We start from the raw sequence: 26,679 nt of genomic DNA, 5'->3' as shown, positions 1-26,679 counted from the left end.
CCATGCGACGGAACATCTACGACGTCCCGAAGTGGCACCTCATCCAGCACCGCGACGCGCGGGGGCTTCCGTTGCCGGCGACGAACGACTCGCCGCAGCTCCGGCTGGCGGACGAGCTCTTCGAGCGGCTCTACGCCGGCGAGTGCGAACCTCTGTCCGAGGACGAATGCGTGCCCGCGCTGCGCGCGTGGGCCGAGCGGATCCACGCGAGCTGCGAGGCACTCCCGCAGTTCAGCCGGCTCGCCGCGGAGTGCCGCGGCGACGCCAGCGCCGCCGCGGCTGCCGTCGAGTCGCTCCTGGACGCCCTCGGCGAGCTTCCACCGCCGGAGGCGCCAGGACCTGACGCGGCACCTGGGACCAGCAAGGATCCCCTTCGGCGCCCGCTTCTCGCCGCCTGCGCGGCGGCGTCGCGTGCCATCGGAGAGGTGCGTGACGCCGTGGAGGGTCTCGCCGGGGTGGGCTTCGCCCCCGGCTCGTCCACGGCGGGCGGCGCCGCGGGTGACGGACGGCGCGCGCAGTCGCTCGCGGCGCGGCTCCGGAGCGACTCGCGCCTACGGCGCATCGCGCTCCTCGCCGGTCGCATGAAGCGCATCGCCGCCTCGAAGCGCCGTTCGCGCGTGCGGCACGGCGCCGATGAGGTGAACGACGTCGTGCAGGGCGCTGATCTGGCCCGTGCCCTGCCGTTCGAGCTCGCCCGGCTCACCGACCCGCGCCGGCGGCTGGACTTCTTCCGGAGCCTCCTCGAGCACCAGGTCCTCGAGTACCAGCTCACCGGGAGCGACCGGCTCGGCCGCGGCCCCCTGGTGGTGCTGCTAGACAAGAGCTCGTCGATGGACGGCGGCGGGGGCGAGCGCGACGTCTGGGCGACCGCACTCGCGCTCGCGCTGCTGGAGCAGGCGCGCGCGGAGCGCAGGACGTTCGCGCTCGTCGCGTACAACGCCGCTCCATTCCATGTCGAGGTGGTGTCGCCCGGCGCTGCCCTGCCGGAACAGGCGCTGTTCGTGCGCTGCTCGGGCGGAACCTCGATCGCGGCCGCGATCGAGCGCGGGCTCGAGGTCATCGCTGGAACGCGCGGCATGCTCCGGACCGCCGACCTCGTCCTCGTCTCGGACGGCGAGGACGAGGCTGGTCCCGCCGCCGAGCTACGCGCACGCGCCGCGGAACTGGGCGTCAGCATCTACGGCCTGGCCATCGGGATGCCTGCGGGAGCGCTGTCGCCATGGTGCGACGAGGCGCACGGCGTCACCGACCTCGCGACCCTGGAGCCCTCCGTTGCGGACGCCCTCTTCTCGTGATGGGAGCGGGCGGCGCTGCCGCCGAGCACGAGACCGTCTCCCACGCTTGCTCCGGCCGCGCCGGGAAGCCGCCGGGCCCCGCGCGCGCGACCGCGCCAGCTCCGAGAGGCTCGCTGGCACGGTCGCCGCCGAACTGCGGCGGGGCCGGCACCGGCGCGGCCTCCGCGCGCTCCCGGGCGTCATCGGCCGCTCCACTTCGGGTGAGAGCGGCGCGATGCCGCCCAAACAGGGAGACGGTCACATGCTCTACACGAAGGCAGCCCGGTTCACCGATCTCGACGACGCGATCGAGAAGCTGTTCGAGGACGTGCAGCTCGAGATCGTCTGCTGCGAGCTCTGCGGCGACTACCACCCGCCCGACATCCACATGCAGCCGATCACGCCCTACGACGGCGCCGAGCCGGAGGAGGCGTAGCCATGGCGCGCACCGACGAGGCCGTGGCGCAGATCCTCGCCCGAAAGCCCTTCGCGGTGCTCGGCTACAGCGCCGAGGACGCGGTCTGGTGCCCGGCCTGCCTCCGGACCGCCGCCGGTCTTTCGCCAGGAAGGACCGACACGTGCGGGCAGCCGGTCTTCCCGCTGTACGCGCGCGATGCCGCGGTCCGTGAGGAGATCTGCGAGAAGTGCGAGAGGTCGCTGTACGAGCTGCTCGCAGCCCGACACGGCGCGGCCAAGCCGAAGGCCGTAACCGCCCAGCTTCGCGTTCACGGGAAGCGATGCACGCTCGAGTTCGAGCGCTTGCCGCCCGCCGAGGTCCGGACGGCCCTCAAGAGCACCGGGTGGCGTTGGGACCCGCGGCTCCGGGTCTGGTGGTCGGGGGAGGCAGTTCCGCGGGTGCCGACGGGCGTGGTGCTGCCGGGTGCCGAGAAGCCGCACACCGCCGCGGCGAAGCCCCCCATCGTGCGGCGGCGGTCATGAACCGGCGCTCGGGGCTGCGCGTCCTGCGCGCTCGGGGCGCATGCCGCGCCTACCGTGGCGGCGGGCGAGGCCGCCGCAGCGTAGCACGTGCCATGAGGCCGTCTGGCGGCGTTCCTTTGTCGGCGCGCGCGTCTACAGTCGGATGAACGAGGCTTGACATCACCGGCGGCGAGTTCGGGGGCCTAGAGCAACCGCCAGTGTGAGCGCTGACACTCGCCCGTCGATGCTTAGCCCCATGCCTTCGCGGTCGCGCTGTCGTAGTACACGACCTCAAGGGTTTTCCCGCGGTGCCGGCGCTTCACTAGGTCCTGCCTGCGCGCCATCATCTTCGCCACGGAGGCGTGGATTGCCTGGTTCACCGCGCTCTTGGGGTCCCCGTGCAGCCCGACGAGGATCGCCGGCATGTTCACGTTGTCGGCGAGCGCTTGCGTGATGTGCGAGTCCGAGTCGCCGAGTGAAAGCCCGAACACCACGAGCGGGCCCTCGATCCGCGCGAGCTTGTCGAGCGCGTACCAGAGATACCCGTTCCTCTGGATCTGCTCGAGCTTCTTCTTCGCGGAGCCTTCGGCCACGAACATCGGGTACTCCTTGTTCGCAAGCCCGGCCTTGATGAGATGCGTAAGCGGAGTTCCGGTACGTTTCCAGGTGTGTTTCCGAAGCTCGCCGCCCGCTGTGTACAGGTGCAGCGCGCCGTGCAGGTAGAACATCCCGCGCTGCCCGCCCAGACGCTCCGAAAAGACGACGTACAGCGAGTCGGGTTCGTCTTCGTCTTCGCGGAACCCGTCACCCCAGATCGGCCCCTCGCGCCTGTGCATGTTCACCCAGTACACGAGCAGGTCGTAGTTGGTCGTAAACACGTTGTAGTACGGACTCAGGAACTCGAGTGCGGCCGCCTTCTTCTCGTCGGGCACCTTCCCGGTGTGCTCCAGGTGTGAGTTCGCGATTGCATCGACGAGCGTTTTCTTCACGATATCGACGTCGTCGAGCATCTGAGAGCGCCCTCTCACGAGCTCGTACGTCTCGGCGACCCAGTGAGCATCGTCGAGGAGTCTCATCACCCCCTCGAAGTTGCTGGTACCGAGATAGTCGAAGACGTTCTGCGCTCGAGGACTGAGCCCTGCCGAAACGGCGGCGTCGTAGAGCCGTCCGTACTTGAAGACCGGGTCGCACGCGATGCTGAACCCGTTCCCGAGCAGGACGTGCTTCCGACGATCCCCCAGGGTTGCGAGCGCGTCCTGGTACGTCAGTACCTCAGATGCGAATGACACGTTGTCACCTTGGTTTCCTTTGGGTCAACTGACCACGAAAGTGGAACCGGTGCGAATGCCCAAATATGTCCGCTGCAGACGTGCACAACTTGTCGCGTGCTCACCAGCTGCCATCGACGGGCGCATCGCTCAACGGGATGGTGATCGTCCCGTTCGTCCGCTGGTCGTAGAGATCGACGGAGCGCCGGATCTTCTTCGGCGTCGGGACGAACCATCGTGTCATCGTCATCCACATGTCTTCGTATACCGGCTTCGTTAAGAAGTCGTAGAGGATCTCGACCGCCACGTCCTGGTCGAGCGTGTGGAGCGCGAAGTCTCCGGGGTTCTGAAGGTCGTCGAGGTATTTCACCTCGTCGTGCCGACGCTGAAACATCTTCGGGACGCTCTTCGTTGGCCGGCCCTCGCTTCGCATGACGTCCGGGAAGAGCGGGCTCATGAAATCGATGACGTGGTCGTCGGCCGTGACCCAGCAATGGAAGGCATCGCGGTCGGGTACGCACTCGCCGCCCTGCATCCGGCCGAACGCGAGCGTATCCTCCTCTTCTTCTCCCAGACGGTAGACCGCTCCGCCGACCGCGACCGTGGATTCGAGCTCGTAGTGGTCGCGCAAGATCCTCATGCCCCCAATCGCGAATGCGATGCAGGAGTAGCGGGCATCCGTTCGCGGGTAGCTGTCGATGACGGACCGAATCACCCGGTAGGCGCGCACGTAGTCGTTGAACGGGATAAGCATCGGCGACCTCGAGACTGGTTGGCGCATGTTAGCTGAACCGCAAGGGTGGCAGCGTCGGGTTGCGCTACCCTTTTGCAGCCACGCGCGGGCGCATCGTCGCGACCGGTCGCGAAGATGATCTACGAGAACGGAGGCGGCCACGGGCTCATCTTGATTTGCGCCGCGGGTGGGCTGAGCGTCACCGCGATCCTCGAGATGTGAGCGGCGGCCGCCCGCCGGGGGCGCGGCGCGACCGGCGCCCAGAACGAGGTGCGCCAGCTGGCTCCGGCTTCACGGTGCTCCAGTGTACGGCCCGGGCGCTGGGCCGTCTTCCACCCGTTCCACCCTAGAGCTCGCCGTGGGCGGCCGACCGTCAGCCGCGTCCCGGCGCAGGGCGGCAACTTCCGCCTTCGTCTTCGCGACCGTCCACCGCTCCTTCGCCGCGCGTGTGACGACATCGTCGAACCGCGAGAGGAGCGCGCGCTCCGACTCCTCGGCCTTGCGGCACGTCGCCTTCACGATCTTCGGATCCTGGAAGGTCTCCGCAGCGTAGCGCGTCATGGCCTGCGTGCCGAGTTCGAGGCCCCGTGCGCGCGCCCACGAGGCAACAAGGTTTCGGTACTGCGTTTCCCGCTTCGCCCCGCCTCGCAGGTTGTTCTGGGCGAGGAGCTTGTTCCAGAGGCGGGCGAGCTCGAACCCAACCTCCCGCTTGATGCTCCGGGCGAGGAGCGCGCGCTGGAGAGAGTCCGGAGTTTTCAGTAGCGCAACGAGGTTTCGCGCGACGGTGCCGTGGAGACCGCGCTCGGCGCCGACCTTCTCAATGAGCTCGCCCAGCGCGACCTCGGGCCGAAGCGTCCGCTCTAGCTCGGCCGCATCGCGGATGGCGATCGCCTCCTCGACGGGCGAGAGGCCCTCTCGTTCCATGTTCTCGGCCCACTGCCGCTCCTTCGTGCGGAGCTTCTCGATCGCCGAGTCGGCGGCGCGGGGGAGCACTTTGCAGCGAAGCGCGGTGAGGCCCGCGAGCCGGCTCGCCCGCCAGCGCCGCTCTCCCCAGATCAGCCGGTAACGGACCGCTGCGCTCGCGCCTTCGCCGGCGACCGGAACCACACCGGGCTCCTGCAACACGCCGTACTTCCGGATGCTCGTGACGAGGCTCCGGAGCTTCTCCTCATCGAAAACGCGGCGGGGCTGAGCGGGGTCTGGCTCGATCGCGTCGAGTGGGATCTCCCGCAGTTCGAGGCGGAGCTCCGCCTCGGCGTTCCCGAGGACCTTCGCCGCCTGCGCGCTCTTCTCGAACGGCTCCGCGGGCACGGCCCGCTCCTCACTCCCGGCCTTCCTTCCACTCACGCGATCGCTCATAGCTCGCTGTCTCCTGCGGCGGCGTTTGCCGCCGCTCGTCGGCGTCGGCGCGCGCCGCTGACGCTCGTATCCGGGGCTTCCGGCCGTGCTCGCTCCGCTGCCCGCACGCACTCGCGCTCAGCACGAAACGGCGCCCGATTTCTGAACGTCCAGAAATGCGAACGGGCTGCGCCCGTTCGGTGTTGGGACGCCCTTTTCGCCGGCATCGCACGGCCGGCGAAGTGCCGCTTGTACGGGAACCTCCTCGGGTCCTTAACGGTCACAGACCATACGCACCCTCCGTGTGCCGTCAGGCGCGCGCAATCACGGCGCTTTCCGGAAGCAGCCCGCGGACGGCTGTCACCAGGAGGATGACAGACGCCGCTCAACCTCGCGGGTTGACTGACGGTGGCTGTCACCAGGCTGTCATCGGCGCCGCTTGGCCCGACCGCGCCGCCGTTCGGGGCGGAGCTGCGCCGGGAGTTGATCTTCCCCTCGGGGGCGTTGCATCGTACGGCACGGCTCACCATGCCAGGCACGTTAACCGTGCCGTTCGCGGTTCGTCAACTCTCGATGGAGAAGAGACCCAATGAGCTCTACCCACGTCAGCGTCCGCCTGAGCAGCGACGCTTGGACCCGCTACTCGACCGAGGCGCAGGCGCGAGGCGTCGCCCTGGGCACCTACCTGCGCCAGCGCCTCGAGGAGCAGGACCGGCTCGTCGCCGAGCTCGCGCTCCGGGCCGCCGCCGAGCACGACGCTGCCGCTCGCAATCAGCCCGCTGCAAGCGACCCCCCGAGCGACTCGGGAACGCTCGTCGAGGTGCTGCTCTTGCTCCGCTCGCTCGCGGGTCCGCAGAAGTCGGCCGTCGCCCAGAAGGAAGTGGAGCGGCGCGGCCTCTCGTCCTGGAGATAGCCCATGCACCCCGACGATCGGATGAAGGCGGGCGCCTTCCTCGTGGCCGGGCTGCCGCTCGCGGCGTGGATCGCGGCGGCGTGGGCGACCGCCGAGATCGAGCACCCGGGCCTGAGCCGGCTCCTCCACCTCGCGACGCTCACGGCCACGGGAGCGCGGCCGCTCCTTCTCGTCGCGGCGTTGGGCGGTCTCGCCCTCGCCGTCGTGGTCATCGTCGTAGCGCGCAGGCTGGGGGCGGCCGGCTTCGGCGGGGCTGCGTTCCGGCTCCACCTCCGCGGCACGAGGGTAGTGAGCGCGATGCGCCTCGCTTGGTCCACCCGCGAGCGCAGGCGCCAGCAGATCACCGTCGCGGGCGTACCGATGCCGACGTCGGTAGAGACCCTCCACCTCCTCGTCGGCGGGTCGACTGGGTCCGGCAAGTCGGTCCTCATCCGCGAGATGGCCTACTCGGCCCTCCTCCGCGGCGATCGCATCGTGGTAGCCGATCCGAACGGCGACATGCTCGCGAAGTTCTACCGGCCTGGCGACGTCATCTTGAACCCCTACGACTCGCGCGGTCTCGGCTGGACCTTCTTCAACGAGATCAGGGCCGAGTACGACTTCAAGCGCTTCGCCCTGTCGCTCGTCCCGCGAGGCCAGACGAAGGAGGAGGAGGAGTGGTGCTCCTACGCTCGGCTCCTCCTGCGCGAGACCGCCCGGAAGCTCTCGCTCGTGGGCCAGCCGTCGGTGGCCGAGCTGTTCCGCTGGACGACCATCGCGAAGCCGGCGGACCTCCAGGCCTTCCTCGCCCAGACGGCGGCCGAGTCGCTCTTCGTCGGAGCCGACAAGGCACTCGCGAGCGCCCGCTTCGTGCTCTCGGCGAAACTCCCAGAGCATCTCTCCATGCCAGCCGGCGACTTCTCGCTGCGTTCCTGGCTCGCCGATCCCGCCGGCGGGAACCTCTTCATCACGTGGCGCGAGGACATGGCCGAGGCGCTGAAGCCGCTCATCTCGGCCTGGGTCGACGTGCTGTGCACCTCCATCCTGTCGCTCGGCGAGGACCGGGAGCGGCGCGTCTGGATGTTCCTCGACGAGCTTGCGAGCCTGGAGAAGCTGCCGAGCTTGGAGGACGCCGCGACCAAGGGCCGCAAGGCCGGGCTCCGGATCGTGGCCGGCCTCCAGTCGACCGCCCAGCTCGAGCGGATCTACGGGCGCGAGGAGGCCCAGACGCTCCGGAGCTGCTTCCGGTCGCTCGTCGTCCTCGGCGGCGCGAAGACAGATCCCCGGACCTGCGAGGACATGAGCCAGAGCCTCGGCGAGCACGAGGTGGAGCGCGAGAGCTTCAGCAGGACGACCGGGCTCCGGGGCGACTCGACTAGCAGCCAGCTCCAGCGCGCGCGGGAGCGCGTCGTGCTCCCGTCCGAGATCGCGAGCCTCCCCGACCTGACCGGCTACCTCGCGTTCGCCGGGAACCACCCCATCGCGAAGGTGAAGCTCGACGTGGTCCGTTTCCGGAACCGCGTCCCGGCCTTCGAGGAGAGGCTGGCATGCTGAGCCACAAGGTGCTCACGCGACAGGACGTAGGCCGCGCCGCGAGCTACTACGAGGACGGCGCCGACGACTACTACGCCGGCGAGGGCGACTCCTCCGCGTGGCAGGGGAAGGGCGCCGAGGCGCTCGGGCTCGAGGGCGCGGTCGACAGCCGCCGGTTCCGCGAGCTTCTCGCCGGCCGGGTGACTGCGGATGACCCGATGTCCCGCTCCGCGACGCGCCGGGACTCCCAGAGCCGGATCGGGATCGACCTCACCTTCTCCGCTCCGAAGAGCGTCTCGCTCCAAGCGCTCGTCGGCGGGGACGAACGCATCGTGGAGGCGCACGACCGGGCGGTCGCGCGAGCGATCGCCGCCGCCGAGGAACGCGCCCAGACGCGCAAGAAGGTGAAGGGCGAGAGCCGGGTCGAGGACACGCGCAACCTCGTCGTCGCGAAGTTCCGTCACGAGACGAGCCGCGAGCAGGATCCCCAGCTCCATACTCACGCCCTGGTGCTGAACCTCACCCGCCGTTCGGATGGCGCTTGGCGCGCGCTCCGCAACGACGAGATCGTGAAGGCGACGAAGTACCTCGGCGCCATGTATCGGGCCGAGCTAGCCGCCGAACTGCAGGACGTGGGGTATGCGCTCCGGCACGGTCGGGAGGGCACGTTCGAACTCGCCCACATGGAACGGGCGCAGCTCATCGCGTTCAGCCGGAGGACGGAACAGATCGAACGCCGGATGGCGCAGGAGGGGCTGACGCCCGAGAACGCGACTTCCGAGCAGAAGCAGCGGGTGAAGCTCGCGACGCGTCCTCGGAAGGTATCGGTGGATCGCCAGGCCCTCTTCGCCGGGTGGCATGCCCGGGCACGCGAGCTCCGGATCGACCTGACCCGACCTGCTCCCTTCGACGCGGGCCATCGTCGCCGAACGGCTTCCGGACGTCGTGACCCCGGCGCCGCAGCACACTCCGCAGGCGAGGGCGCCCGGCGCAGTGTCCGGTTCGCGATCGCGCACCTCACCGAGCGCCAAGCCATCATCGAGGAGCGCGAGCTGCTCGACGTCGCCCTCAAGCATGCCGTCGGCCGCGCGACGCTGCCCAACGTTCGCCGCGAGATCGCACGGCTCTCGTCTATCGGGTACCTCATCCCGGAGAGCCCGCTCTACCGCGCCGCCGATGCACCGATCAATGCGCCGGGCTCGCCGAAGGGGGCCTGGGTCGCAGCGGAAGTACGTCGCGGGATGGCGCGCGACGAAGCGCGGACGCACATCGATGCGGCGATCGCGGGGGGCCGGCTTGTACTTGTCGAGCGGCGGTTCACTACGCAGACTGCCCTGGAACGCGAGAAGCGCATCCTCCGGATCGAGCGCGACGGGCGCGGGGCGGCGCAGCCGATCGGCGGCTCGGACCAGATCCGGAGCCGGCTCGCCTCCACTGACCTCAACGACGGGCAGCGCGCGGCAGTGGAGCTCATCACCACGAGCCCACACCGGGTCGTCGGCGTCCAGGGATACGCCGGCACCGGGAAGAGCCACATGCTCGACCACGCGAAGGGACTCGCCGAGGAGCGCGGCCATCGCGTGGTCGCCCTCGCACCGTATGCGGCTCACGTCCGCGCCCTGCGAGAGCTTGGCGTCGAGGCGAAGACGCTCGCCTCGTTCCTGGCCGCCGGCGACAAGGCGCTCGACGACAAGACGATGCTGGTCATCGACGAGGCGGGCACCGTCCCGACCCGCCAGATGGAACGGGCGCTCAAGCTAGCCGAGCAAGCTGGCGCGCGCGTCGTGCTTCTCGGCGACACCGGGCAGACGAAGGCCATCGAGGCGGGGCGGCCGTTCCACCAGCTCCAGGCGGCCGGCATGCAGACCGCCGTCATGGCCGAGATCGAACGGCAGAAGGATCCGGCGCTCCGGGAGGCCGTGTCGCTCGCTGCGCGAGGCGAGAGCGAGTCCTCGCTCGCGCGCCTCTCCGACGTCCGCGAGGTCCGGGACGACCACGAGCGCCGCCGGGCCATCGCCGCCGATTACGCGCAGCTCCCCGAGGAAGAGCGCGCGAGCACCATCGTCGTCGCCGGCACGAACGAGGCGCGGCGCGAGATCAACCGTGCGATCCGGGAGGATCTGGGCCTCGCCGGGCGCGGGCACGAGTTCGCGACGCTCACCCGGCGCGACACGACTCAGGCCGAGCGTGCCTTCTCCAAGAACTACTCCCCAGGCGACGTCATCCAGCCGGAGCGCGACTACCCGAAGGCGGGGCTCTCGCGCGGCGGGCTGTACGAGGTCGTGGAGAACGGTCCCGGCAACCGGCTCACCGTACGTGCCGAGAAGGGCGAGGTGGTCGAGTTCAGCCCCATGACCTGCCGCCGACTCTCGGTCTACGAGCCGGAGCGTTCGGAGCTCGCGGCCGGCGACCGCGTCCGGATAACCCGGAACGACGCCGCGCGCGACCTCGCGAACGGCGACCGCTTCGCCGTGGCCGACGTGACGCGTGAGACCGTCACCCTCACCGACGGGAAGCGCACAGTGGAACTGCCCGCCAACAAGCCGCTCCACGTCGACCACGCCTACGCCACGACCGTCCACGCCAGCCAGGGGACGACCGCCGAGCGCGTTCTCATCGACGTGGCCACGAAGAGCAGAACGACGTCTCAGGACGTATATTACGTGGCGATCAGCAGGGCGCGGCAGGAGGCGCGGATCTACACCGACGACCTCGCGAGGCTTCCTGCGGCCGTGGCGCGAGAGCACGCGAAGCACGCGGCGCTCGATCTCGATCGCTCAGACCGTAATAGGTAGTCCTCGGGGAATTGGGCACCTCACGCCTTACCGCCGCGAATCGGCTTCCGCGCCGGAAACAAGCTCATCGTCTTACCCGGCGGTGGGACCGGCTTCTTGCTCTTCTCCTTGGTCGTTTTGGGAGGAAGCACGGGAACGGCCGCGAGCTGCTGCACAGCATCGCCGCCGCCCGCCGACGTCGGGAACCCTGTCGGTGGTTTCCCGGTCACGCGCTTCGGGGCGTAGTCGGTGTGGAACGGTGCGTGAACAGTTATGTCAGCCTGGCGAAGAGCGGACTTCTTGCGAGAGTGATCGCCATCGGCGGGATCGTCATCCCAGTACTTGGAATCGTGCGTGTAGATCTCGCTGATTCCGGATTGGATGATCGAGTTGCAGCAGGCCAGGCACGGGAACTTCGTCACGTAAATAGTCGCGCCCTCGAGTGCGACTCCGAGCCGCGCCGCGTTCAGGATCGCTTCTGCTCAGCGTGGCAGATCAGCCGCAACTTCTCGTCCGCGTCCTTGAGAAGCTCTGGATCATCGAACACCTGCCGCGCAAACCCGTTGAACCCCGTCGAGAGCGCGATGTTCTCCCGGACGATCACCGCACCGACGCGGCATCGCGGGTCCTTCGACTTCGCGCCGCCGAGAAGGCAAGTTCCATCCAGTACTCCTCCCAACGATCGATGTACTGGAGGTCCTTCTGAGCGGGCGGCTCGGCTGTCGAGTCGGGCTGCGCCATAGACTCATTCGTGACCACCCCGAACCAGGCGTCAAGCCGGCCAGTCGCCCCCTCGCTGCACGGCCATCCCCTCAAGAACGCGTAGCAACCCTCATCATTTCGGCATGTTACGCGCCGACCGCGTTCAGCGGTGATCCCCGGACAATGTCGGCCATTTGTCGCCGTTTAAGCCATCGGTGTTGACTTTGTCAGACGCGAGGCGTATCAGAATCGGCGGGGGGCGCGTATGCCGGATCGCGATGAGTTCAGCCGCCGACCACGGGCGTTCAAGTCGCTGAGCGCGATGTTCGAGCGAATGGTTGGAGGTGCGCCGCCCGACGTTGGCGTTGTGGAAAAGGCTCTTCGACGCCTCGTTGCATCCTCGGGCGGGATTCCCAGCCTCGAAGCTGTGATCGAAACGGTCCACGGCGTGCGGCAAGCCGAGCTTTTCGGCTCGCTCGATGAGCTTGGGGCGCTGGAGCGGATCCGCGATGCCGTGGGCGCGCATGGCGAGGGGAAACTCGACAAGGTCCTGGAGCGCTCCGCCGCCGCGGCTGTGCTGACCGGCAGGATCGACGTTCCCGAGATCATCGCATCGACTCTCGAGGATGCGGTGTCGCACTTTGTCTTGGAGGCGCGGGAGGGCGTAATCCCCTCACTCGCGGCTCGTGGCATCGACGCAACCTCGGACCAGTTACTCCGGCCGATCCGGTCAGTGATGAAGAGAGCTGCGCAAGAACTGGCTCGGCGGCCTTCGGCTCGGGCGTTGAAACTGCGGTCGGCGCCTACTCCCGTCGACCTCCACGCGGACCTTAGAGGAGTCCACCCGTGAAGAGTCCGGCGTACAGGTACGAAGTCGATGGCGGTGGTCGCATCGTCGTGAGTCACGGCGGCGGCACTCACATCCTGACCCCGAAGCTGACTGCCGACACGGTCGAGCGCTCGTGGCTGGCGCCATTCGCGCGTCCCGAGCGTGACCTCATTCGCGTCGCGGCGGCAATCCACTCCGTCGACCGACTCTCGCGGCGTATCCCTCAAGGCACGAAGGGGCTCGAGCGCGAACTGCACTGGCAGCGCAGGCTACACGTAAAGCTGGCCGTCGAGGATCCCGACCGCTGGGCAGCGGCGCGCGAGCGAGTCGCTCGGCTACTCGCGTTCATGACGGACGACGAGTGGAACCTGACCTTTGCGAGTTGCAGCGACCATTTGCGGCCCCAGCCCCTGTTCACCGAGAACTGCGAGAATGCCGAGGTGGGGCTGTTCAGCGGAGGCCTTGATTCAATCGTGGGAACGTACCTTCGGTCTCGAACCGCAAAGAAGCTGATCGTTGTCTCTGTACATGGCATCCAGGTTCGAGCGTCTGCACAGCAGCGCGCGATCACCATGCTTCAGCGCGCGAGTTTCTTCTCCGTTCCGCTTCACTGGGTCAGCTTCGACCATCAGTTGCGGCACGCGCACCCTCCGGAGAAGTCGCAGCGGTGCCGCGGCTTCCTGTTCCTCTCGATTGGAGCTGCCGTCGCGAGGACGGTGGGCGCCTCCACGCTCCACACGTACGAAAACGGTATCGGGGCATTGAACCCTCCGATGAACCTGGCTCAGGTTGGTGCGCAGAACACGCGCGCCATGCACCCCGGCACCTTGGCCTCGCTTGAAGGGATCCTCGAAGTCGTCCAGGACGATCCCGTTCGACTCGAGGCTCCGTTCCTGTTCAGCACCAAGGGAGAGATGTGCCGTGACGCGCGCGAACACTTGATTCCGCTCGCGCAAGCATCTAACTCATGCGACGAAGGCGAGCACGGCAAGCCCGACCCGGCCGAGCACTGCGGCCTCTGCACTTCCTGTTTACTGCGCCGAAGCGCGCTCTTCGCCGCGCTGGGGGATAAGGATCCTACCCCGTACCGGAACCGCACGTCGTCGCACGACGATTACGACGTGCTCGCGTTCGAGCAGCAGGCTCGCCGCTTCGGAGGGATGCAGGACTGGTCGACTCTCCTGCGGTCGGATCCGAGCCTTGCCCTCATCGCGAGCTATTCGAAGCGGCGGGGAACCGCTCCCGCCGTTGTCGCCGATCGCATCCGCGACCTGTTCGGGCGGCATCGCGCGGAACTCGACAGCTTCTATGCCGCTCGCAGGCCGCGCCCCAAGATTGCCAGCTCCGAGGAACGCGTATGATCTCGTCACAGAAGCTCGGAGAACGGATCGCGTTCGCGAGAAAGAACGCTAACCTCACCCAGGCGGACCTTGCCGCTAAGATCGGAGTCGCTCGTACGACGCTCGTCGCAGTGGAGAAGGGCGAGCGGCGACCGTCGAACGCAGAACTGATCAAGCTCGCCGGCTTTCTGAAGGTCTCTGTTCACGATCTGCTTCGCGAACACGCAGTGACCGGCGAAGTGTCACCGCGGTTCCGCATGACGGCGCCACCAGGGAACGCCACTGAGGCCAACGCCGTCGTGAAGAGGCTTCAGTCGCTCGGCTCGAGATACGCAGAGTTGGAGCAACTGCTCGGGCTTCGTCGGATTCCGGCGCCGCTGGAGTCGATCGAGGCCTATCGAGCCGATCGGGCCGGAGCTGGCTGGGTTTCCGGCGCACCCAACGCGATGAGACTCCTGGGCCAAGATGCGGCACGCACGGTGCGAAACGCGCTTGATGTTGGAGACGGTCCGGCGCTCTCGCTTGAGCAGCAGCTCGAGCTTCAGGCGGGTTTGAGGATCTTCCATCTTCCGATGCCTAACGCGATCGCAGCCATGCTCATCTGGAGCGATGAGCTCGGAGCGTGCGTTGCGATCAACAGGGGGCACCCCCTCGAACGACGACGGTGGTCCCTGAGTCACGAGACCGCACACTTCCTACGAGACCGCGAAGAGGGAGAGGTCCTGCCACTGCATTTGGCGCGGCGCACGGATCCTGCTGAGGTGTTCGCAGAGTCGTTCGCCCAAGAGTTCCTAATGCCCTCCGGAGCGATCGCGCGCCGGTTCTCCGAACGCGTGCGAGCGAACGGACGGTTCACGATCGCGGACATCCTCTGGATGGCTCACCTGTACCAGGTGTCGTTCCAGGCGATGACCCTGCGACTCGAGGATCTCGAACTCCTTCCCAGTGGAACCTACGAAGGGCTCGCGGAGAAGAAGTTCAAGGCATCGGAAGCTGCCGAGAGCCTGGGGTTGCAGTCGATCACCCAGCCACGTCCCGAACTGCTCCCTGACAGGTTCATAAGCTTGGCGGCTCAAGCCTACGAGAAGGAACTCATCTCCGAGACTGAGTTCGCTTCGTACCTAGAGGTCGATCGCGTGACTGCCCGGCGCGTCTACCAGAGCCGCCGCCAGTCCCAGGTTGAGGACGGAATGGTCGTCGAACTGGATCTCGGGCGCGAGTTCGTCACCCAGGCGGGCCACGAACCGTGAACCCGGGCGACGCGATCATCGACGCCTGTAGCCTGCTGAACCTCTTCGCCACGCGGCGGGAACAGGATCTCATCCGCGCCCTACAGGTGCGCCTTGTGGTGGCGCCCGGCGTGCGCGTAGAGGCCGTGTATCTGGACGGACCGCCGAATGAGACGGGAGAGCCGACGCGAGAGCTCATCGACATCTCGCCGCTCGAAGCGAACGGTCTACTTCGCGTCGTCGAAATCGGTGATGACGCTGCCGATGCGTTCGTCGCGGCAGCAGCTGAGCTCACCGACAACGACGCGGCGACCGTGGCGCTGGCGGCAACGCTCCGCGTCCCCCTGGTCACCGATGACGGGAAGGAGCGACGCGTCTGCAATCGGCTGTTTCCTCACGTGGAAGTTGTTTCGACGCTCTCGCTCGTACGCCAAGCGACCGAGGCACTGGCCCTCGATCGGGAAACGATCAGAGCGCTACTCCGCGATCTTCGATCGCGCGGAAGCTTCGAGCCCCCCCGCACCGATGCAAACAACGGGTGGTTTTGGGATCTCCATGGCCGCGAGTGACGGCAAGAGGCCGGTCGCCGGGTCGCATTACGCCGCGCGCAACACGGAACGCTGTCCAACGCCGGGAACCCTCGGGTACCCTGTCGTCCATTGTTGGGGGCAGGTCAACATTACTGACGATCGGGAAACCTGGGAGGACGAGGAGATGATGCACTCGATTCGCCTCGAATCGAATAACCCTCTACGTGGGGTGTGGAGCGTCTCGAAGCCGGACGAGCACTACTCGGTTCAGCTTATAGAGCCGCTGTCGAAATCCGAAGGGATCTTCGCGAGCGCAGACCTCTGGAGCATCGTCGTTGCGTTGCAGTCGCTCGGGCTCGTGGAGTGGGCGCGCGACAAGTCATTCGACTCGCTGTGGACGTACCTCCGCAACAGCGTCCATGCTCTCGGGCGCAAGCCGCTCGCGAAGATACACATTGCGAGCGGCATCGACGAGCAGGCTCTCCAAGTTGAGATCGTAGGACTCTCGCCGGACCTCGTATCGCGAGCCGAGGTGTCCGTGCGTCGAGCCCTCGTAGACGGGCGAGCGGAACAGGAGATACACATCCGTATCGGCCCGCAGTGACTACTTCGCGCAGAGCGCTTTATCGATGCTTGGCACCGGCTCCCGGGCCAGTCCCGGTGCGCGCGGCGGAGGTTCAGCAACGCGGCGACAGTGATCGATCACGTTTTCGAACCATGATTCGGAACTTCGATGAGGAGTTCCATTCGACCAGATGAACGGTTTTTGCAATGGTGTCTTTATGATCAAGTCCAGCGAGCTTCATTTGATGGTTGGTAGGCTTGTTCGCATCGTCTACGCGGTGGACCGAGGTATCAGCGGAGGCGCGGTCGTGGTGGACGACATGATCACGCCGCCGGTGCTGCTCAAGGATTACGACCCGACGACCCAAGCTGTGACGTTCCAGCGACGCGGGAGCACGGCGCTCGAGAAGCTCGTTCCGAAAGAGGTTCTTCCGGTCGAGTAGGCGCGGTGGCGTTGTCAGAGGGGGCAACTAACGTCAGAAGTAGTGTCAGTTCGGGCCCAAGGAGCGTGCGATGAGTAAGCATGGTTCTTCGTCGTTGAGAGGCCGGGATGCCCGGACGGGCGAGTTCATCACCGTTCGTGAGGCTAGGGGTCGGCCCAGTACCTCGACCGTCGAGCGGGTTCCGATCCCGGGACAGGGCGCGGAATCGTCCTCCCCGCGGGGCCGGGACGCCCGGACGGGCGAGTTCATCACCGTTCGCGAGGCGGAGAGGCGACCCGCTACGGCCGTAGTGGAGCGGATCACGCACCCGAAGAAGTAGGCGCTCAGCGCGCGTTAAGCCAGATAGTGTCGTCCATAGATGAGGTCGTTTATCTGATGCATGTTTGCGTGCACTCGCGTGCACAATGCTGAGAAGGCAATCTCGGGTCCGCGAACCGTCCTCATGCGGACTTCATCTAGATCTCATCCATCCATGCGTGCACTCGGGAACCCCGGGGTACCCCGTTGCACGCATCGGAATCGCGGCAATCACGTAAGTTTCTTGACACTCACTGTCAGTCCGCCGTCTGCTGTTCACCGTAGGTACGCCTACGAGCCGGAGCGCTCGGAACTCGCCGCCGGGGACCGCGTCCGGGTAACCCGGAACGACGCCGCCCGCCACCTCGCGAACGGCGATCGGTTCGTCGTGGCCGACGTGACGCGCGAGACCGTCACGCTCAGATGGAAGACGCGCGGTCGAGCTCCCCGCCGACAAGCCGCTCCACCTCGACCACGGCTAAGCCACGACCGTCCACGCCAGCCAGGGAATGACCGCCGAGCGCGTCCTCATCGACGCGACGACGAGAAGCAGGACGACGTCGCAGGAGGTGTACTACGTCGCGATCAGCCGGGCGCGGTTGGAGGCGCGCATCTATACCGACGACATCGCACGCCTCCCCGCCGCAGTCACGCGTGAGCACGCCAAGTACGCGGCGCTCGACCTTGAGCGCCGATAAGGTCAGTGCCCGGGTTTGGCCGGTCGGATCTCGCTGACCCGGCGTGATAGCGCGATACCAACTATTCGTTCATCGTATCGGCAGTACGTGACGCACGCGCGAAAGGGTCACGCGCAGGCGAACCGCTCGAGGACGGCGGGTGGCGCTCCACTGATGGTCACACGCCTGAGGATCCGATGACAACGACGAACTGGGCAGCCGTGTACCTGAGGGTGTCGACCGACGACGGGTGGCAGACGGTCGAGAACCAGCGCGCCGAGGTCGAGCAGCTCGTCCGCGCGCGGACTCGAACCCGTCGCATACGCGCAGACGGCGAGGGCGACGCGGCACCGTGTCCTGACGCTAGATGGAAGTGAGCGAACGCGCGTGACAAGGAGGAAGCCCGCGCAGTCAGGGCCTAACGGATGTTGCGAGATGCGGAGGCTTCATCGCCGCGCGAGCCGAGCCAGGCATCCCGGCGCGCGCAGTGCCTGCGCGCGACAAGGCCGCCGTACGATAATCACATTTGAGGCACTATAACGGAAGTCCGTCAGCAACGTACTCTTGGCGCGACTCGGACACGGTCACCCGCCACGGATCCGTAGCGTGGCTCAGCTCGATTCCGACAAGCTTGAGACCTTCTCGAGATGGGCCGAGCTCACTGTACAAGAAGTCGTACAGAGCGCGTTCATGAACTGCCAGCACAATCTGGCGATGCTGCTGGCGCACCAAGGCTCGCAACAGCGCAGAGAGCTGAATGACATGCACGTCATCCATACTCTGAACGGGATCATCGAGAAGCAGAACGCGCATCTTCGGACGCTCGACGAGATGCAGAGCGAGGAACAGACTCAACGCAGCCGTGTTGAGATTCCCGGCGCTGAGGACAGAGGCGAGCTGAGCGAACGGCGTCACACCATCGGCAACCGCTTGCGCGGAAACCACAATGTTGCGCCGCTCGATCTCTGGGGCACTTAGACGAGGAGCAAATACCTCGCTTGGCGCTAGACGTGAGAACAGTTCGACCCATATCGCGTTCAGCTCCGCAGAAAAGACGTGCGCTACCAGCTCTTTCGTCGTCTCCTTCGCGGCGTCGAATACCGCTTTCACCTGGCCGACGGTTTTTTGAACGCGCTTGCGAGCAACTGCCACCGCATTCGCCTGGGCCGTCGCTCTTTCCGCAGATCGGCGCGCTCGCACGTGTGCTTCTTGCGCCGCCTCGAGCTCACCAACGGAAGCAAGCGCCGAGAGAAGCTGCCCTTCGCGCAGCTTCGCAACGCGGGAGCGTTCCTCGATGACGAGGCCCACGGCATCGAGGGTTGCCTCAGCAGGCGCCGCCATACCCAGTTCGTTCGCAAGTCGAGCAATTTCGGATACGGTCCATTCTTGCCGGAGCGACAGCGTATTCGCGCGAGCCTGCTCATTCAACAAGACCGCCTGGCCGCGAACGAGGGCGGCCCGCCGTTCCACCAGCGCCACGGCAGCGTCGATCCGTTCAGCCGCGCTTTGCAGCGCAGCATGGGTTTCCGGCAACAGAGCCGCGCCGAGTTTGTCGTATTGAACTCGAAGCGCTGACAGTTCGCGGTCGAGCTGATCACCTTCGGCACGTAAAGCGCGCTCCTGCCGGAGCGCCGCGTCGTCCGCCGCCGTCATTCCTCCAAGCAGCCCAATTTGTCGCCGCACGCCTTCCGCAAGCGATCCGCGTTCCAGTTCACCGTAGTCGCGAGCGCACACCGGGCAGTGATTGGACGTTTCAACATGCGGAAGCGCCCGCTGCAGGAGCGACAACAGGTCCTTTCGCGACGCTGCCGCTTGTTGGTCGACTATAACGGCTTCTTGTCGCGCGGAGTTGATAGCTCGCTTCCGCTGCTCGATAACGTCGATGCGGCCACGCAGCTCGGCACGCGTCGCGTCCACCACACGCACGCGCGATACGGCCTGCGAAATGGCCTCGTGGACGCCTCGGACGCGAGCGGAAGGATCGCTCTCGCCGGGAAGTAGCGCCGCAGACACTCCAGCGAGTGCGGCCGAGCGAACACTTTCGTCTACGGCTCGCGTCAACTCAGCGTCGACTGCTTTAAGCGCAGAACTTGCCTCCGCAAGTCGCGCAGGGAGGTCGGCCGACATGGCCGGGACTGAGACCGCAGCAGACGACACCGTGCCTGCGACGCGCGCCCGTACGCTCTGCACTACGTTGTACTCCTCGCGAGCGGCTGCGATTAGCACGCCCAGTTGGTCACGTAGGCGAGCGGGCTCCTCGTCCGCGGTGAACGCGTCGCCCAGTGCGGCCGCAGCTCCGAGCTTCTCGGCGACTCGCGCGCGCAGTTCGATCGCACGAGCTTCGGCCGCCTTCAGCGCCGGGCCTGCAACGTCTAGTTGCTGCTGAACGTCCTTTTCGTTCGCGTCGAGGCGGGCCAGCGCGGTAGAGCGCTTTCGAAGGCGTCGGATATCTAAGGCGTCATTGAGTCCATCGACCAAGTTACTCGTGACATCCAAGCGGAGTAACTCTCGGACGAAGCGCACGAGCGGGGCCTCGTCATCCTCCTCGCTCGGGGTCTGATACGTCTCGAGCAGCCGCGTGAGACGGGGCTGAGAGAGGTAGCACCGCTCCTGAAAAAAGCGAGCGTCCTCTCCCGCTACAGCGGGAACTCCCTTGACGAGATTGTCTGAACCAACGTGCAGACGCGACGAATAGACCTCCCCCTTGCTGTCAGCCCAACTCAGACCGACCTCACCGGCGTCGGCCTTCACGTTTCTCAGCGACCGAGGGTAATCCGCACGGTAGAGTTCGAGATCGCGAACGTGTCCGGTGAGACCGAATTCTATAGCATTCAGCACTGAACTCTTGCCGGTGCCGTTCGGTCCGTGAACGAGAATTACGTCCGCATCGAGCGGAACCGTCGCTTCGACCTCAAATCGGCGAAAGCCCTTGATGCTTAGCCGTTTTAGGCGGGCGATCACGGTTCCTCCGAATCGACGGCGGCCGCGTCGTCTACAGCCTCGAGCATTGCCCTGTCCACAGCGGCACTGCCATCGCGGGCCGCAGAAAGGAGACTGATGACGAGCGGAGCATTCGCATGCTCGCCCAGTTTGCGGGACAGAACGACATCGGCGGATCGAGTTTCGGGCGAGTGCGTCGGCAATACGAGCGGCAACAAAGGTCGAAGAACGCGCAGCGCGTCCGCTCCACGCGTGACGATATATACGGGGCAGATGCGCCTGATATCTTCGTAGTCTCGCATCAGATCCGCATCCTGATCCTCGGACACGACGACGAGCGACACGGGACGCCACGACTGCCGCGTTTCAAGCGCGGCAAGAAGCGCTCGTGTCAACCGCGCCAAAGACGTCGGCAGGCGCTTCTTGCGTTCGACAAGAATCAGGTCCCGCTCGGTCCCCGGCCCGATGAGGACGTCATCGAAACGCAACGCCACATCCTCGATCCGAATCGGCTCCGTCAGGCGCCGGTATCCGGCCTCGACCAGAATCTCGATGGGATCTCTATGGTGCATGGGGCAGTCCGAGCAGCTCGAGCTTCAGCTCTTCAACCATCTGAGCAGGTGTGTAAGGCTCAGACGCGATTTCGTCGAACCACACTTCGTAGGGGCCGGCCGAACGGCCCCGAGAAGGAAGCGTCGCCCCTAGTCCCCTCCTACGCTTTCGCGGCCTCGACCCGGTCGGGTATACAGCAACGGTTTCCGCCGCGTGAGCCGACAGCATAGAGGCTTCCAGACGATGCATCGCGAGCAGCGAGTCGCGAACCACAACTATGCGCCATTGCCTAAGGCCGATCTTCAGGAACGCATGAAAAGCGTCGCTGCCCGGGCGTGGCGGCTCTGCCGACCATGCACCAAGCGTGTCTCCGTGTGACAGCGCGGCAAGGCAAAGGAGAGCCCTGGCGTCCTCCGGCGCACCCTGCGGGTGACCGAGTTGGATTCGCGACACGGGAACGTATGCAGTCTCCCGCGAAATCGGTCTGTAGTGCCTATATAGGCCGTGAGCATGCGCGATGTGGCTCGGGAGACATTCCGAGAGTCGCACCCATCGCTCGGACGGAGGCAAGCGGTCGTAGTGATCGCGGATCCGGTTCTGCGTATTAAGTAACCACGCCCGCACGAATTGAAGCTGCTCAGGCGTGAATGCCTCTTGTCCCGCGTCGCAGATCGCGAGCAGCTTTCGAAATACGAGCTCGAAGTAAAGCGCGCCGAAAAGCGGCTTCGCGTACAGCCCAATCGTCGCCGCTCGTTCGATTTGGCCTGCGTTGGCCCCAGCGTAGTGCTTGCCGTACAGCGTCTTGAGAATTCGTTCCTGAGCCTCTCCCGCTTCAGCTTGCGCGAACGCCGCGCGCGAAGGAGCCCACGTCGCCCACGGCTCGCGACCTACGACGGCCTGCTCGAACTGCATTTGAATGTTTACATCTTGAGCGGAGAGCCCGACCAAGAGCGCAGGGAAGTACCGTACAGCCGTCCGAACCTCGTCGCGGATTGCGAGAAACTGCTCAGACATGTTCCACTCGTTGATCCGCTTCTGAGTGGCCACAAAATGCTGCTTTGCGTCGGGATGTTTCGCGGCTCGAACCGCGCATCCATGAAACTTGACGAGGCGCGGGCCCGGTTCGACTCCGTCGAGGTCGGCAGGCGAGATGACTACCGGAAGAGGCGGCGCGTGGCCATCCTGAGCATCCCGGTACGCCGCCTCGATTAGCCCATCCCAATTGGTAGTCAGGATGCGCGGAACCACGCCCTCCATGACAAGTAGCGCAATGAACCGATGTTCCGCGTCTGGGAGTACAGCCGGCTCGCTGTACATGCGCGGAAGGTCGAGCACATCAAAGACTAGCGAGCGATCTCCTGCCGCAAGGTGAACGTCCTCCTCAAGAACCTTCGAGTAGTGCGGGCACAGTTGATCGATGAACGCTTGCGGCGGATTAGTGAAGTCCGCACATTTCGTCGTGGCATGCCGAGCAATCTTTTCGAGAGCCGCACGGTACGGGCACTCAGGGTCCGTAACATCAACGTGCGCCGCGAGACTGGTTACAAGCCTGGTCATGAGCGCAGCAACAGGCTGAAAGCGCTCACGAGAGATTCCAGAGCCGACCCACAGGGCGAACTGGCCGCGGAAAATGGCATCAGTGAGCTGCGCCCGACGGCCACACAGCTCGTCAAGTGCCTCGGTCAGCGTTGCGCGCCCTGCATCCACTGATAGCAGAGTCTACACTGCCCGTAGCACCAGACAAGGCGAAAGCACGCGCCGAGCGCCGCGTGCGTAGACTCGTCATCCGTCGCCTAAGTTATACGCCTACCGGCGGACTACCGATCTCGCGGTTACACCTTCCTGCGTCGTTCGTGCGCGGCCGCGCGCACGGCGGCGACCCGTCTCTCACCAGACCCATTCACACGCGGCGCGCGAAAGAACGAGGCGGGGGAGTCACCGGGCTGGTCCTCTGCGTTACGTCCCGGTCAGCCGTTAAGAGCCACTCGTTCGATCGCCAAGAGGCACAGCGATTCAGTGTGCGTCGTCACGGCGACGAGCCCCGCCGCAGGGACGCCGCCAAATGAGCCTCCGAGACCGGATCGCAACGGGCACCGGCGGCCCGGCGAAGGTGCTGTGCCGAGTCGCATCGGTCGCGAAGGGCTGTGCGGCGGGCGCGCTCCTCTCGCAGCGGCGCTGTCTACGGCGCTCCTCGCGGTGGACGCGCCGGCAGCAGCGGTCAGGCGGGCATCACGCCCCGCTCGGTCAGCGGCACCACAGTGGCGTCCTTGCCGAGCCGGATGCGATCGAACGCGGCGGCCACAAGCTCCGCCGCTGCCGCACGCTGCTCGACCATCTGAGCGCGCCCGTATACGTCGGCAGCACCGCCGAACCCCGACGCGCGCAGCACGGCAACGTGGCCCAACGATCGCTCCGCGGTCACGTTGTCGACGCCAAGGTCCATCGCGAACGTGCGCCAGGTGCGGCGAAGATCATGAACTGTGACTCGAGAGCCGAGCGCGAGCCGATCGCCCGTCTGGAGGCGGCTCAAGGCGCGGACGACCGCCTTGGCCTCGATGTGGCGCTTGCGATCGAGCGGGCTCGCCAGGACCCACGGGCTATCGCCCGCCTCCTCGCGCAGCCGCTTTAGCATCGCCACCGCGGTCGACGGGAGCGGCACCACGAAGCCCTCCGCCTCCTCCCGCTCCTCCTTCCGCATCTTCAGTCGGCCCGCCACGGGCGGCACCGTCCACCGCTTCGCGTCGAGATCGATCTCGATCCACTGCGCGCCGATGAGAGACTGTGACCGGAGCGGCACGTAGAGTTGGAACGCGAGCGCCAGCCGCATCGTCGGCGAGAGCCGCTGCCGCTTCGCTGTGCCGTCGAGCAGCGCCGTCAGTTCGAGCGCGTCGAAGAACGCCTTCACCTCCCCTGCCTTCAAGTAACGGCTGCGCGAGGTGGCGCGGATGCCGAACGTCCGGGTTTTGGCGACGACGGCGGGCGAGGCGTCGAGATCCCCCGTCTCGACCGCGTGGGCGAAGATCGATTTCAACTCGCGCAGCACAACACGCGCGGCGCCCGCGCCGCCGATGCGCCGGGTCATCATCTCTCCTTTGCGCGTGGTAGCGGGGACCATCCGCTGGCGCTTCGCGTGCCGCACCACCGTCGCCACATCGGACGCCTTCACCTGACGGGCGACCCACTCCCCGAACGACAACCGTTTGGGATCGGGCTGCGCCTCCACGACGTGCACGCGGATCACGTTCCACGCCTCGTCCGCGCGCTCGCGGTGGGAGAGAATGTCAGTCCGGTACTGCTGCGCGATCTGCGCGACGGTCCGCTCTGCGGTGCCGTCCACCTCGCCGCGCTTCTCCTCCTGGGCCTTCAGGAACGCATCGCGCGCAGCGCTCAGAGTCAGCGTGCCCCGCCCGCCGTCCACCGACCACCTGCCGAGGGCGATGCGCTTGCGCTTCGCCTTGCCCGTGTCCGGGTCACGAACGTCGGTGAAGCGGTAGAACGTCTTGGCGCCGCTCGGACCGGCGCGGACCACGAGCCCGCGGCACCGACGGTCCGTCACCTCCTCGCGCCGCCGCGGATTCCAGTTCGCCAGCCACTCGCTCGACAGATCCACGTGCTTCATGGGCGACCACTTTCGCGTTCGGAGCGACCACTTCCACCGCCGACCCGGGGTGCGTTTGGGGTGCGGGGTGCGCCCGGGGTGCGCTTTTCGTGTATCACGCGAGCGCTCGTGAGACGACGCGAGACTAGCTGAAATCACCGATGATCGCCGGGTGTTATACTACTCACAAAGCGTGACGGCAGGTTGCGTCCGAGTGGTACGACTGCTTGGGGTGCAAGTGGTCGCTGGTTCAAATCCAGTCGCCCCGACTTTCAAACGCCCGTCATCGCACGAGAAAGCGATGACGGGCGTCCTCTTTTCGGGGTAGCAGCCGCCGCGCCGTGTCGCGATTCGGCGGCCTCGGCTGGGCCTGCCTTCGGGCGGGATGCATCCTGCCATGGCCGAATGGACTGAATGCAGCGGGTGCCATGCGACGCTGCCCTCCGACATCCGGGAGACTCCCGAGCCGGCGCCGTGCCCACACTGTGTAGTGTCCACCCTCTGTCAAGACAGTGCCGCCGGCGGAAATCGGGCAAGTTGAGCGGCACGGTCTTCACTTCTTACGCAGCTCTCTCGACGCCGCCCCCGAGCTTCTCGGCGCGGTGCTCGGACGGCGTCTTCCAGCCCAGTGCCTGATGCGGTCGCTGGGTGTTGTAGCGGTGCTGCCAGGCGAGGAGCGCCTCGCGCAGCTCGTCGGCGCCCTCCCAGTCCCGCAGCCAGACGACCTCCTCCTTCATCGTCCGGATGACCCGCTCGGCGACGGCGTTGCCGGTCGGGCGGCCCACCGGTGCGAACGTGTGGACGAGGCCCCACTTCTCGACGAGCGCGGCGCAGTCGGCGCCCGTGTACTGCGGGCCGTGGTCGGTCCGCAGCTCGACGCCGGCGGGTACGTACCTCGGATCACCGAAGGCCTCGCGCAACGCCTCCTCGACCGAGGCGAGCACAGCGGGGCCGTACGCCGTGCCCACACTGCGGGAGCACCATCCGAAACTGGCACGTCGATTACGAGGAGAGGTGCACGGTTAGCGATGGCCTCGCGTTCAAGCTGAAACGTCCCGGCATGAAGGAGCCCGTCGCCGAGGAGAAGGTCGGTCGCGAGCAGAGCCGGGATGGCTCGGGTCGCGTGGTGCATAAGACTTGGTACATCGATTGCAACCGCGACCCGCCCTGGTACTACGAGAAAGTCGTGGGCACCGCGACTGGCGAGGTTCTCCGCGAGTGCAGTGAGCCGCTCGCGGACCATCGCGACCGTGGCTCCGCCAAATTCAACAAGGACTCCTAGTCGCTACGGACTTGAGTCCGTGTGCCGTCGCTCTACGACGAAGCCTCTGGTCGGACAGCTTCACATTCGACATGCTCTCATAGTAAACACGAGGAGCTGCGTCGGTTCAAACTCCATTGCGACGGAGGGCAGACTAGATGGCGCTCGTGAGGTGCTCGGAGTGTGGGCGGGACGTTTCGGACAAGGCGGCGGCGTGCCCGTAATGCGGCGCGCCCGTGCCGACGGTGGCGTCTGCCGCGGCCTCCCCCTCGCCCGTGAAACCCGTGAAGGCCAAGAACGGCATTCGGCCATTCACCCTAGTCCTGTTCCTGCTGCTCGCTGGCGCAGGCTACGTCGCGTTCAAGGTCGTGAACCAGGGCGCGAGCGTGCGCAGCGCGATTGCCGGCCCGGAGACAGTCGTTTCAGAAACCGTGTCGCTTGATGAGGGCGCAGCCAAGTACTACGGCTTCTCGCTCCCGACGCAGGGAAAGGTCGAGGTAACGGTCGCCGCGGCGCCGAAGTCGGTGAACGTCTACCTGATGGATGAGCAGGACTGGCAGGCGTACAGCAAGGCCCGCCAGAAGGTGACGGGCGGCAAGTTCACGTATCGGCAAGCGCCATCTGCCAGGTCCGTCCTCAACATGAAGCAGAGCGACCTCCTGCCAGCCGGCTCATGGCGAGTCGTCGTGGAGCGCCCTCAGGAGGCGCTCCTCTTCGGCGACAGCACCGCCGCGACGCTGACCATCGTCGCCTACTAGCAGCGGCGGCCTGAGCGAGCAAGCGCCCATCGGCCCATCCACTGAGGGTATGGGCGCATGGGCTCCAGCCCACCGGGCCTCCCCGCCCGTGGGTGCGCCCGACGCCGGCGCGACGCCCATTTCGTTCCCCGTCGGCAGCCGAAACCGGAGCTGCGCCAGCGCCCGCCGCTGTCCCAGACGACGAGGACGACGAGGACGGTGAGTGGGTGCGTCCGGGCCGCAAGCGCAC

The 26,679-nt window shown here is 66.4% G+C and carries 25 protein-coding genes; 15 read left to right on the top strand and 10 right to left on the bottom strand.

The window, feature by feature from the left end:
• Positions 1–2: 2 nt before the first annotated feature.
• The 3 genes from A2CP1_RS05590 to A2CP1_RS05585 all read left to right on the top strand — a co-directional run bounded on the left by A2CP1_RS05590 (position 3) and on the right by A2CP1_RS05585 (position 2,213).
• Positions 3–1,295 carry a vWA domain-containing protein gene (locus A2CP1_RS05590; RefSeq protein ID WP_012632456.1) on the top strand — a complete coding sequence of 431 codons (1,293 nt, stop codon included), beginning with the start codon at positions 3–5 and terminating at the stop codon, positions 1,293–1,295.
• A gap of 241 nt (positions 1,296–1,536) precedes the next feature.
• Positions 1,537–1,710, top strand: coding sequence for a hypothetical protein (locus A2CP1_RS23420; protein WP_012632455.1), 174 nt, complete (start codon positions 1,537–1,539; stop codon positions 1,708–1,710).
• Positions 1,711–1,712: 2 nt separating this feature from the next.
• The gene (locus tag A2CP1_RS05585) at positions 1,713–2,213 is read left to right on the top strand and encodes a hypothetical protein (protein WP_012632454.1); all 501 of its coding nucleotides are present in this window, start codon (positions 1,713–1,715) and stop codon (positions 2,211–2,213) included.
• A gap of 227 nt (positions 2,214–2,440) precedes the next feature.
• Here A2CP1_RS05585 and A2CP1_RS05580 read toward each other — a convergent pair whose 3' ends face one another.
• The 3 genes from A2CP1_RS05580 to A2CP1_RS22770 form a co-directional block, all read right to left on the bottom strand.
• Positions 2,441–3,481: a DUF4917 family protein gene (locus A2CP1_RS05580; RefSeq protein WP_012632453.1), complete on the bottom strand. Its 1,041-nt coding sequence runs from the start codon at positions 3,479–3,481 to the stop codon at positions 2,441–2,443.
• A gap of 100 nt (positions 3,482–3,581) precedes the next feature.
• Positions 3,582–4,214: a DUF2026 family protein gene (locus A2CP1_RS05575; RefSeq protein WP_012632452.1), complete on the bottom strand. Its 633-nt coding sequence runs from the start codon at positions 4,212–4,214 to the stop codon at positions 3,582–3,584.
• Between the two features lie 270 nt (positions 4,215–4,484).
• Entirely contained in the window at positions 4,485–5,552 is a 1,068-nt protein-coding gene (locus A2CP1_RS22770) for a ParB/RepB/Spo0J family partition protein (protein WP_012632451.1), read from the bottom strand.
• Positions 5,553–6,120: 568 nt separating this feature from the next.
• Between A2CP1_RS22770 and A2CP1_RS05565 the strand changes: the two genes are divergently transcribed.
• Genes A2CP1_RS05565 through mobF form a run of 3 tightly spaced genes read left to right on the top strand, consistent with a single transcriptional unit; the run spans position 6,121 to position 10,751 of the window.
• The gene (locus tag A2CP1_RS05565; protein WP_012632450.1) at positions 6,121–6,444 is read left to right on the top strand and encodes a hypothetical protein; all 324 of its coding nucleotides are present in this window, start codon (positions 6,121–6,123) and stop codon (positions 6,442–6,444) included.
• Between the two features lie 3 nt (positions 6,445–6,447).
• The gene (locus A2CP1_RS05560; RefSeq protein WP_012632449.1) at positions 6,448–7,977 is read left to right on the top strand and encodes a type IV secretion system DNA-binding domain-containing protein; all 1,530 of its coding nucleotides are present in this window, start codon (positions 6,448–6,450) and stop codon (positions 7,975–7,977) included.
• Positions 7,971–10,751: a MobF family relaxase gene (gene mobF / locus A2CP1_RS05555; RefSeq protein ID WP_012632448.1), complete on the top strand. Its 2,781-nt coding sequence runs from the start codon at positions 7,971–7,973 to the stop codon at positions 10,749–10,751. Before A2CP1_RS05560 ends, mobF begins: the two co-directional genes overlap by 7 nt.
• Positions 10,752–10,771: 20 nt before the next feature.
• Here the strand turns inward: mobF and A2CP1_RS22925 are convergent, their stop codons facing one another.
• Together A2CP1_RS22925 and A2CP1_RS23415 are read right to left on the bottom strand one after the other, a co-directional pair.
• Positions 10,772–11,152, bottom strand: coding sequence for a cytidine/deoxycytidylate deaminase family protein (locus A2CP1_RS22925; protein WP_245529990.1), 381 nt, complete (start codon positions 11,150–11,152; stop codon positions 10,772–10,774).
• Positions 11,153–11,196: 44 nt separating this feature from the next.
• Complete coding sequence (locus A2CP1_RS23415) at positions 11,197–11,334, bottom strand: cytidine/deoxycytidylate deaminase family protein (RefSeq protein ID WP_168165113.1); 138 nt, start codon at positions 11,332–11,334, stop codon at positions 11,197–11,199.
• A gap of 363 nt (positions 11,335–11,697) precedes the next feature.
• Here A2CP1_RS23415 and A2CP1_RS05545 point away from each other — a divergent pair, with 363 nt between their 5' ends.
• The 7 genes from A2CP1_RS05545 to A2CP1_RS23595 all read left to right on the top strand — a co-directional run bounded on the left by A2CP1_RS05545 (position 11,698) and on the right by A2CP1_RS23595 (position 17,362).
• On the top strand, positions 11,698–12,282 hold the full coding sequence (locus A2CP1_RS05545) for a hypothetical protein (RefSeq protein ID WP_150106321.1): 585 nt from the start codon (positions 11,698–11,700) through the stop codon (positions 12,280–12,282).
• On the top strand, positions 12,279–13,622 hold the full coding sequence (locus tag A2CP1_RS22765) for a 7-cyano-7-deazaguanine synthase (RefSeq protein ID WP_012632447.1): 1,344 nt from the start codon (positions 12,279–12,281) through the stop codon (positions 13,620–13,622). Before A2CP1_RS05545 ends, A2CP1_RS22765 begins: the two co-directional genes overlap by 4 nt.
• Entirely contained in the window at positions 13,619–14,851 is a 1,233-nt protein-coding gene (locus A2CP1_RS22760) for an XRE family transcriptional regulator (RefSeq protein WP_012632446.1), read from the top strand. Before A2CP1_RS22765 ends, A2CP1_RS22760 begins: the two co-directional genes overlap by 4 nt.
• Positions 14,848–15,399, top strand: coding sequence for a PIN domain-containing protein (locus A2CP1_RS05530; protein WP_041450444.1), 552 nt, complete (start codon positions 14,848–14,850; stop codon positions 15,397–15,399). The genes A2CP1_RS22760 and A2CP1_RS05530 overlap by 4 nt, the downstream gene beginning before the upstream one ends.
• Entirely contained in the window at positions 15,386–15,964 is a 579-nt protein-coding gene (locus A2CP1_RS05525) for a hypothetical protein (RefSeq protein ID WP_150106320.1), read from the top strand. The genes A2CP1_RS05530 and A2CP1_RS05525 overlap by 14 nt, the downstream gene beginning before the upstream one ends.
• Positions 15,965–16,142: 178 nt before the next feature.
• Positions 16,143–16,367, top strand: a complete 225-nt coding sequence (locus A2CP1_RS05520; protein WP_041450443.1) for a hypothetical protein — start codon at positions 16,143–16,145, stop codon at positions 16,365–16,367.
• Between the two features lie 806 nt (positions 16,368–17,173).
• A complete protein-coding gene (locus A2CP1_RS23595) occupies positions 17,174–17,362 on the top strand; it encodes a hypothetical protein (protein WP_041450442.1) in 189 nt (62 codons plus the stop codon).
• Positions 17,363–17,875: 513 nt separating this feature from the next.
• Here the strand turns inward: A2CP1_RS23595 and A2CP1_RS22915 are convergent.
• From A2CP1_RS22915 to A2CP1_RS05480, 5 genes are all read right to left on the bottom strand, one after another.
• Positions 17,876–20,302: an AAA family ATPase gene (locus A2CP1_RS22915; protein ID WP_012632443.1), complete on the bottom strand. Its 2,427-nt coding sequence runs from the start codon at positions 20,300–20,302 to the stop codon at positions 17,876–17,878.
• The gene (locus tag A2CP1_RS23410) at positions 20,299–20,853 is read right to left on the bottom strand and encodes a hypothetical protein (RefSeq protein WP_041450437.1); all 555 of its coding nucleotides are present in this window, start codon (positions 20,851–20,853) and stop codon (positions 20,299–20,301) included. Before A2CP1_RS23410 ends, A2CP1_RS22915 begins: the two co-directional genes overlap by 4 nt.
• Complete coding sequence (locus tag A2CP1_RS22910; RefSeq protein ID WP_081444527.1) at positions 20,843–22,540, bottom strand: SIR2 family protein; 1,698 nt, start codon at positions 22,538–22,540, stop codon at positions 20,843–20,845. The genes A2CP1_RS23410 and A2CP1_RS22910 overlap by 11 nt, the downstream gene beginning before the upstream one ends.
• Before the next feature lie 511 nt (positions 22,541–23,051).
• A complete protein-coding gene (locus A2CP1_RS05485; RefSeq protein ID WP_012632441.1) occupies positions 23,052–24,452 on the bottom strand; it encodes a tyrosine-type recombinase/integrase in 1,401 nt (466 codons plus the stop codon).
• Between the two features lie 539 nt (positions 24,453–24,991).
• Positions 24,992–25,351 carry an integrase core domain-containing protein gene (locus A2CP1_RS05480; RefSeq protein ID WP_168165112.1) on the bottom strand — a complete coding sequence of 120 codons (360 nt, stop codon included), beginning with the start codon at positions 25,349–25,351 and terminating at the stop codon, positions 24,992–24,994.
• 140 nt (positions 25,352–25,491) lie between these two features.
• Here A2CP1_RS05480 and A2CP1_RS22755 point away from each other — a divergent pair, with 140 nt between their 5' ends.
• Positions 25,492–25,713, top strand: coding sequence for a hypothetical protein (locus A2CP1_RS22755; protein WP_012632440.1), 222 nt, complete (start codon positions 25,492–25,494; stop codon positions 25,711–25,713).
• A gap of 263 nt (positions 25,714–25,976) precedes the next feature.
• Positions 25,977–26,450: a hypothetical protein gene (locus tag A2CP1_RS05475; RefSeq protein WP_041450436.1), complete on the top strand. Its 474-nt coding sequence runs from the start codon at positions 25,977–25,979 to the stop codon at positions 26,448–26,450.
• Positions 26,451–26,679: the final 229 nt, after the last annotated feature.

Origin of the sequence: Anaeromyxobacter dehalogenans 2CP-1, from assembly GCF_000022145.1 — a bacterium.
In the GTDB taxonomy this organism is placed as follows: domain Bacteria; phylum Myxococcota; class Myxococcia; order Myxococcales; family Anaeromyxobacteraceae; genus Anaeromyxobacter; species Anaeromyxobacter dehalogenans.
Note: the sequence above shows the minus strand (reverse complement) of the source record. Positions and strands in the feature narration are given on the sequence as shown.

Excerpts from the sequence above, each read along its gene's own strand:
- A2CP1_RS05590 (WP_012632456.1), top strand. The coding sequence starts at position 3 with ATGCGACGGAACATCTACGACGTCCCGAAGTGGCACCTCATCCAGCAC.
- A2CP1_RS23420 (WP_012632455.1), top strand. The coding sequence starts at position 1,537 with ATGCTCTACACGAAGGCAGCCCGGTTCACCGATCTCGACGACGCGATC.
- A2CP1_RS05585 (WP_012632454.1), top strand. The coding sequence starts at position 1,713 with ATGGCGCGCACCGACGAGGCCGTGGCGCAGATCCTCGCCCGAAAGCCC.
- A2CP1_RS05575 (WP_012632452.1), bottom strand. The coding sequence starts at position 4,214 with ATGCTTATCCCGTTCAACGACTACGTGCGCGCCTACCGGGTGATTCGG.
- A2CP1_RS22770 (WP_012632451.1), bottom strand. The coding sequence starts at position 5,552 with ATGAGCGATCGCGTGAGTGGAAGGAAGGCCGGGAGTGAGGAGCGGGCC.
- A2CP1_RS05565 (WP_012632450.1), top strand. The coding sequence starts at position 6,121 with ATGAGCTCTACCCACGTCAGCGTCCGCCTGAGCAGCGACGCTTGGACC.
- A2CP1_RS05560 (WP_012632449.1), top strand. The coding sequence starts at position 6,448 with ATGCACCCCGACGATCGGATGAAGGCGGGCGCCTTCCTCGTGGCCGGG.
- mobF (WP_012632448.1), top strand. The coding sequence starts at position 7,971 with ATGCTGAGCCACAAGGTGCTCACGCGACAGGACGTAGGCCGCGCCGCG.
- A2CP1_RS05545 (WP_150106321.1), top strand. The coding sequence starts at position 11,698 with ATGCCGGATCGCGATGAGTTCAGCCGCCGACCACGGGCGTTCAAGTCG.
- A2CP1_RS22760 (WP_012632446.1), top strand. The coding sequence starts at position 13,619 with ATGATCTCGTCACAGAAGCTCGGAGAACGGATCGCGTTCGCGAGAAAG.
- A2CP1_RS05525 (WP_150106320.1), top strand. The coding sequence starts at position 15,386 with ATGGCCGCGAGTGACGGCAAGAGGCCGGTCGCCGGGTCGCATTACGCC.
- A2CP1_RS05520 (WP_041450443.1), top strand. The coding sequence starts at position 16,143 with ATGATCAAGTCCAGCGAGCTTCATTTGATGGTTGGTAGGCTTGTTCGC.
- A2CP1_RS23595 (WP_041450442.1), top strand. The coding sequence starts at position 17,174 with ATGACCGCCGAGCGCGTCCTCATCGACGCGACGACGAGAAGCAGGACG.
- A2CP1_RS23410 (WP_041450437.1), bottom strand. The coding sequence starts at position 20,853 with ATGCACCATAGAGATCCCATCGAGATTCTGGTCGAGGCCGGATACCGG.
- A2CP1_RS05485 (WP_012632441.1), bottom strand. The coding sequence starts at position 24,452 with ATGAAGCACGTGGATCTGTCGAGCGAGTGGCTGGCGAACTGGAATCCG.
- A2CP1_RS22755 (WP_012632440.1), top strand. The coding sequence starts at position 25,492 with ATGAAGGAGCCCGTCGCCGAGGAGAAGGTCGGTCGCGAGCAGAGCCGG.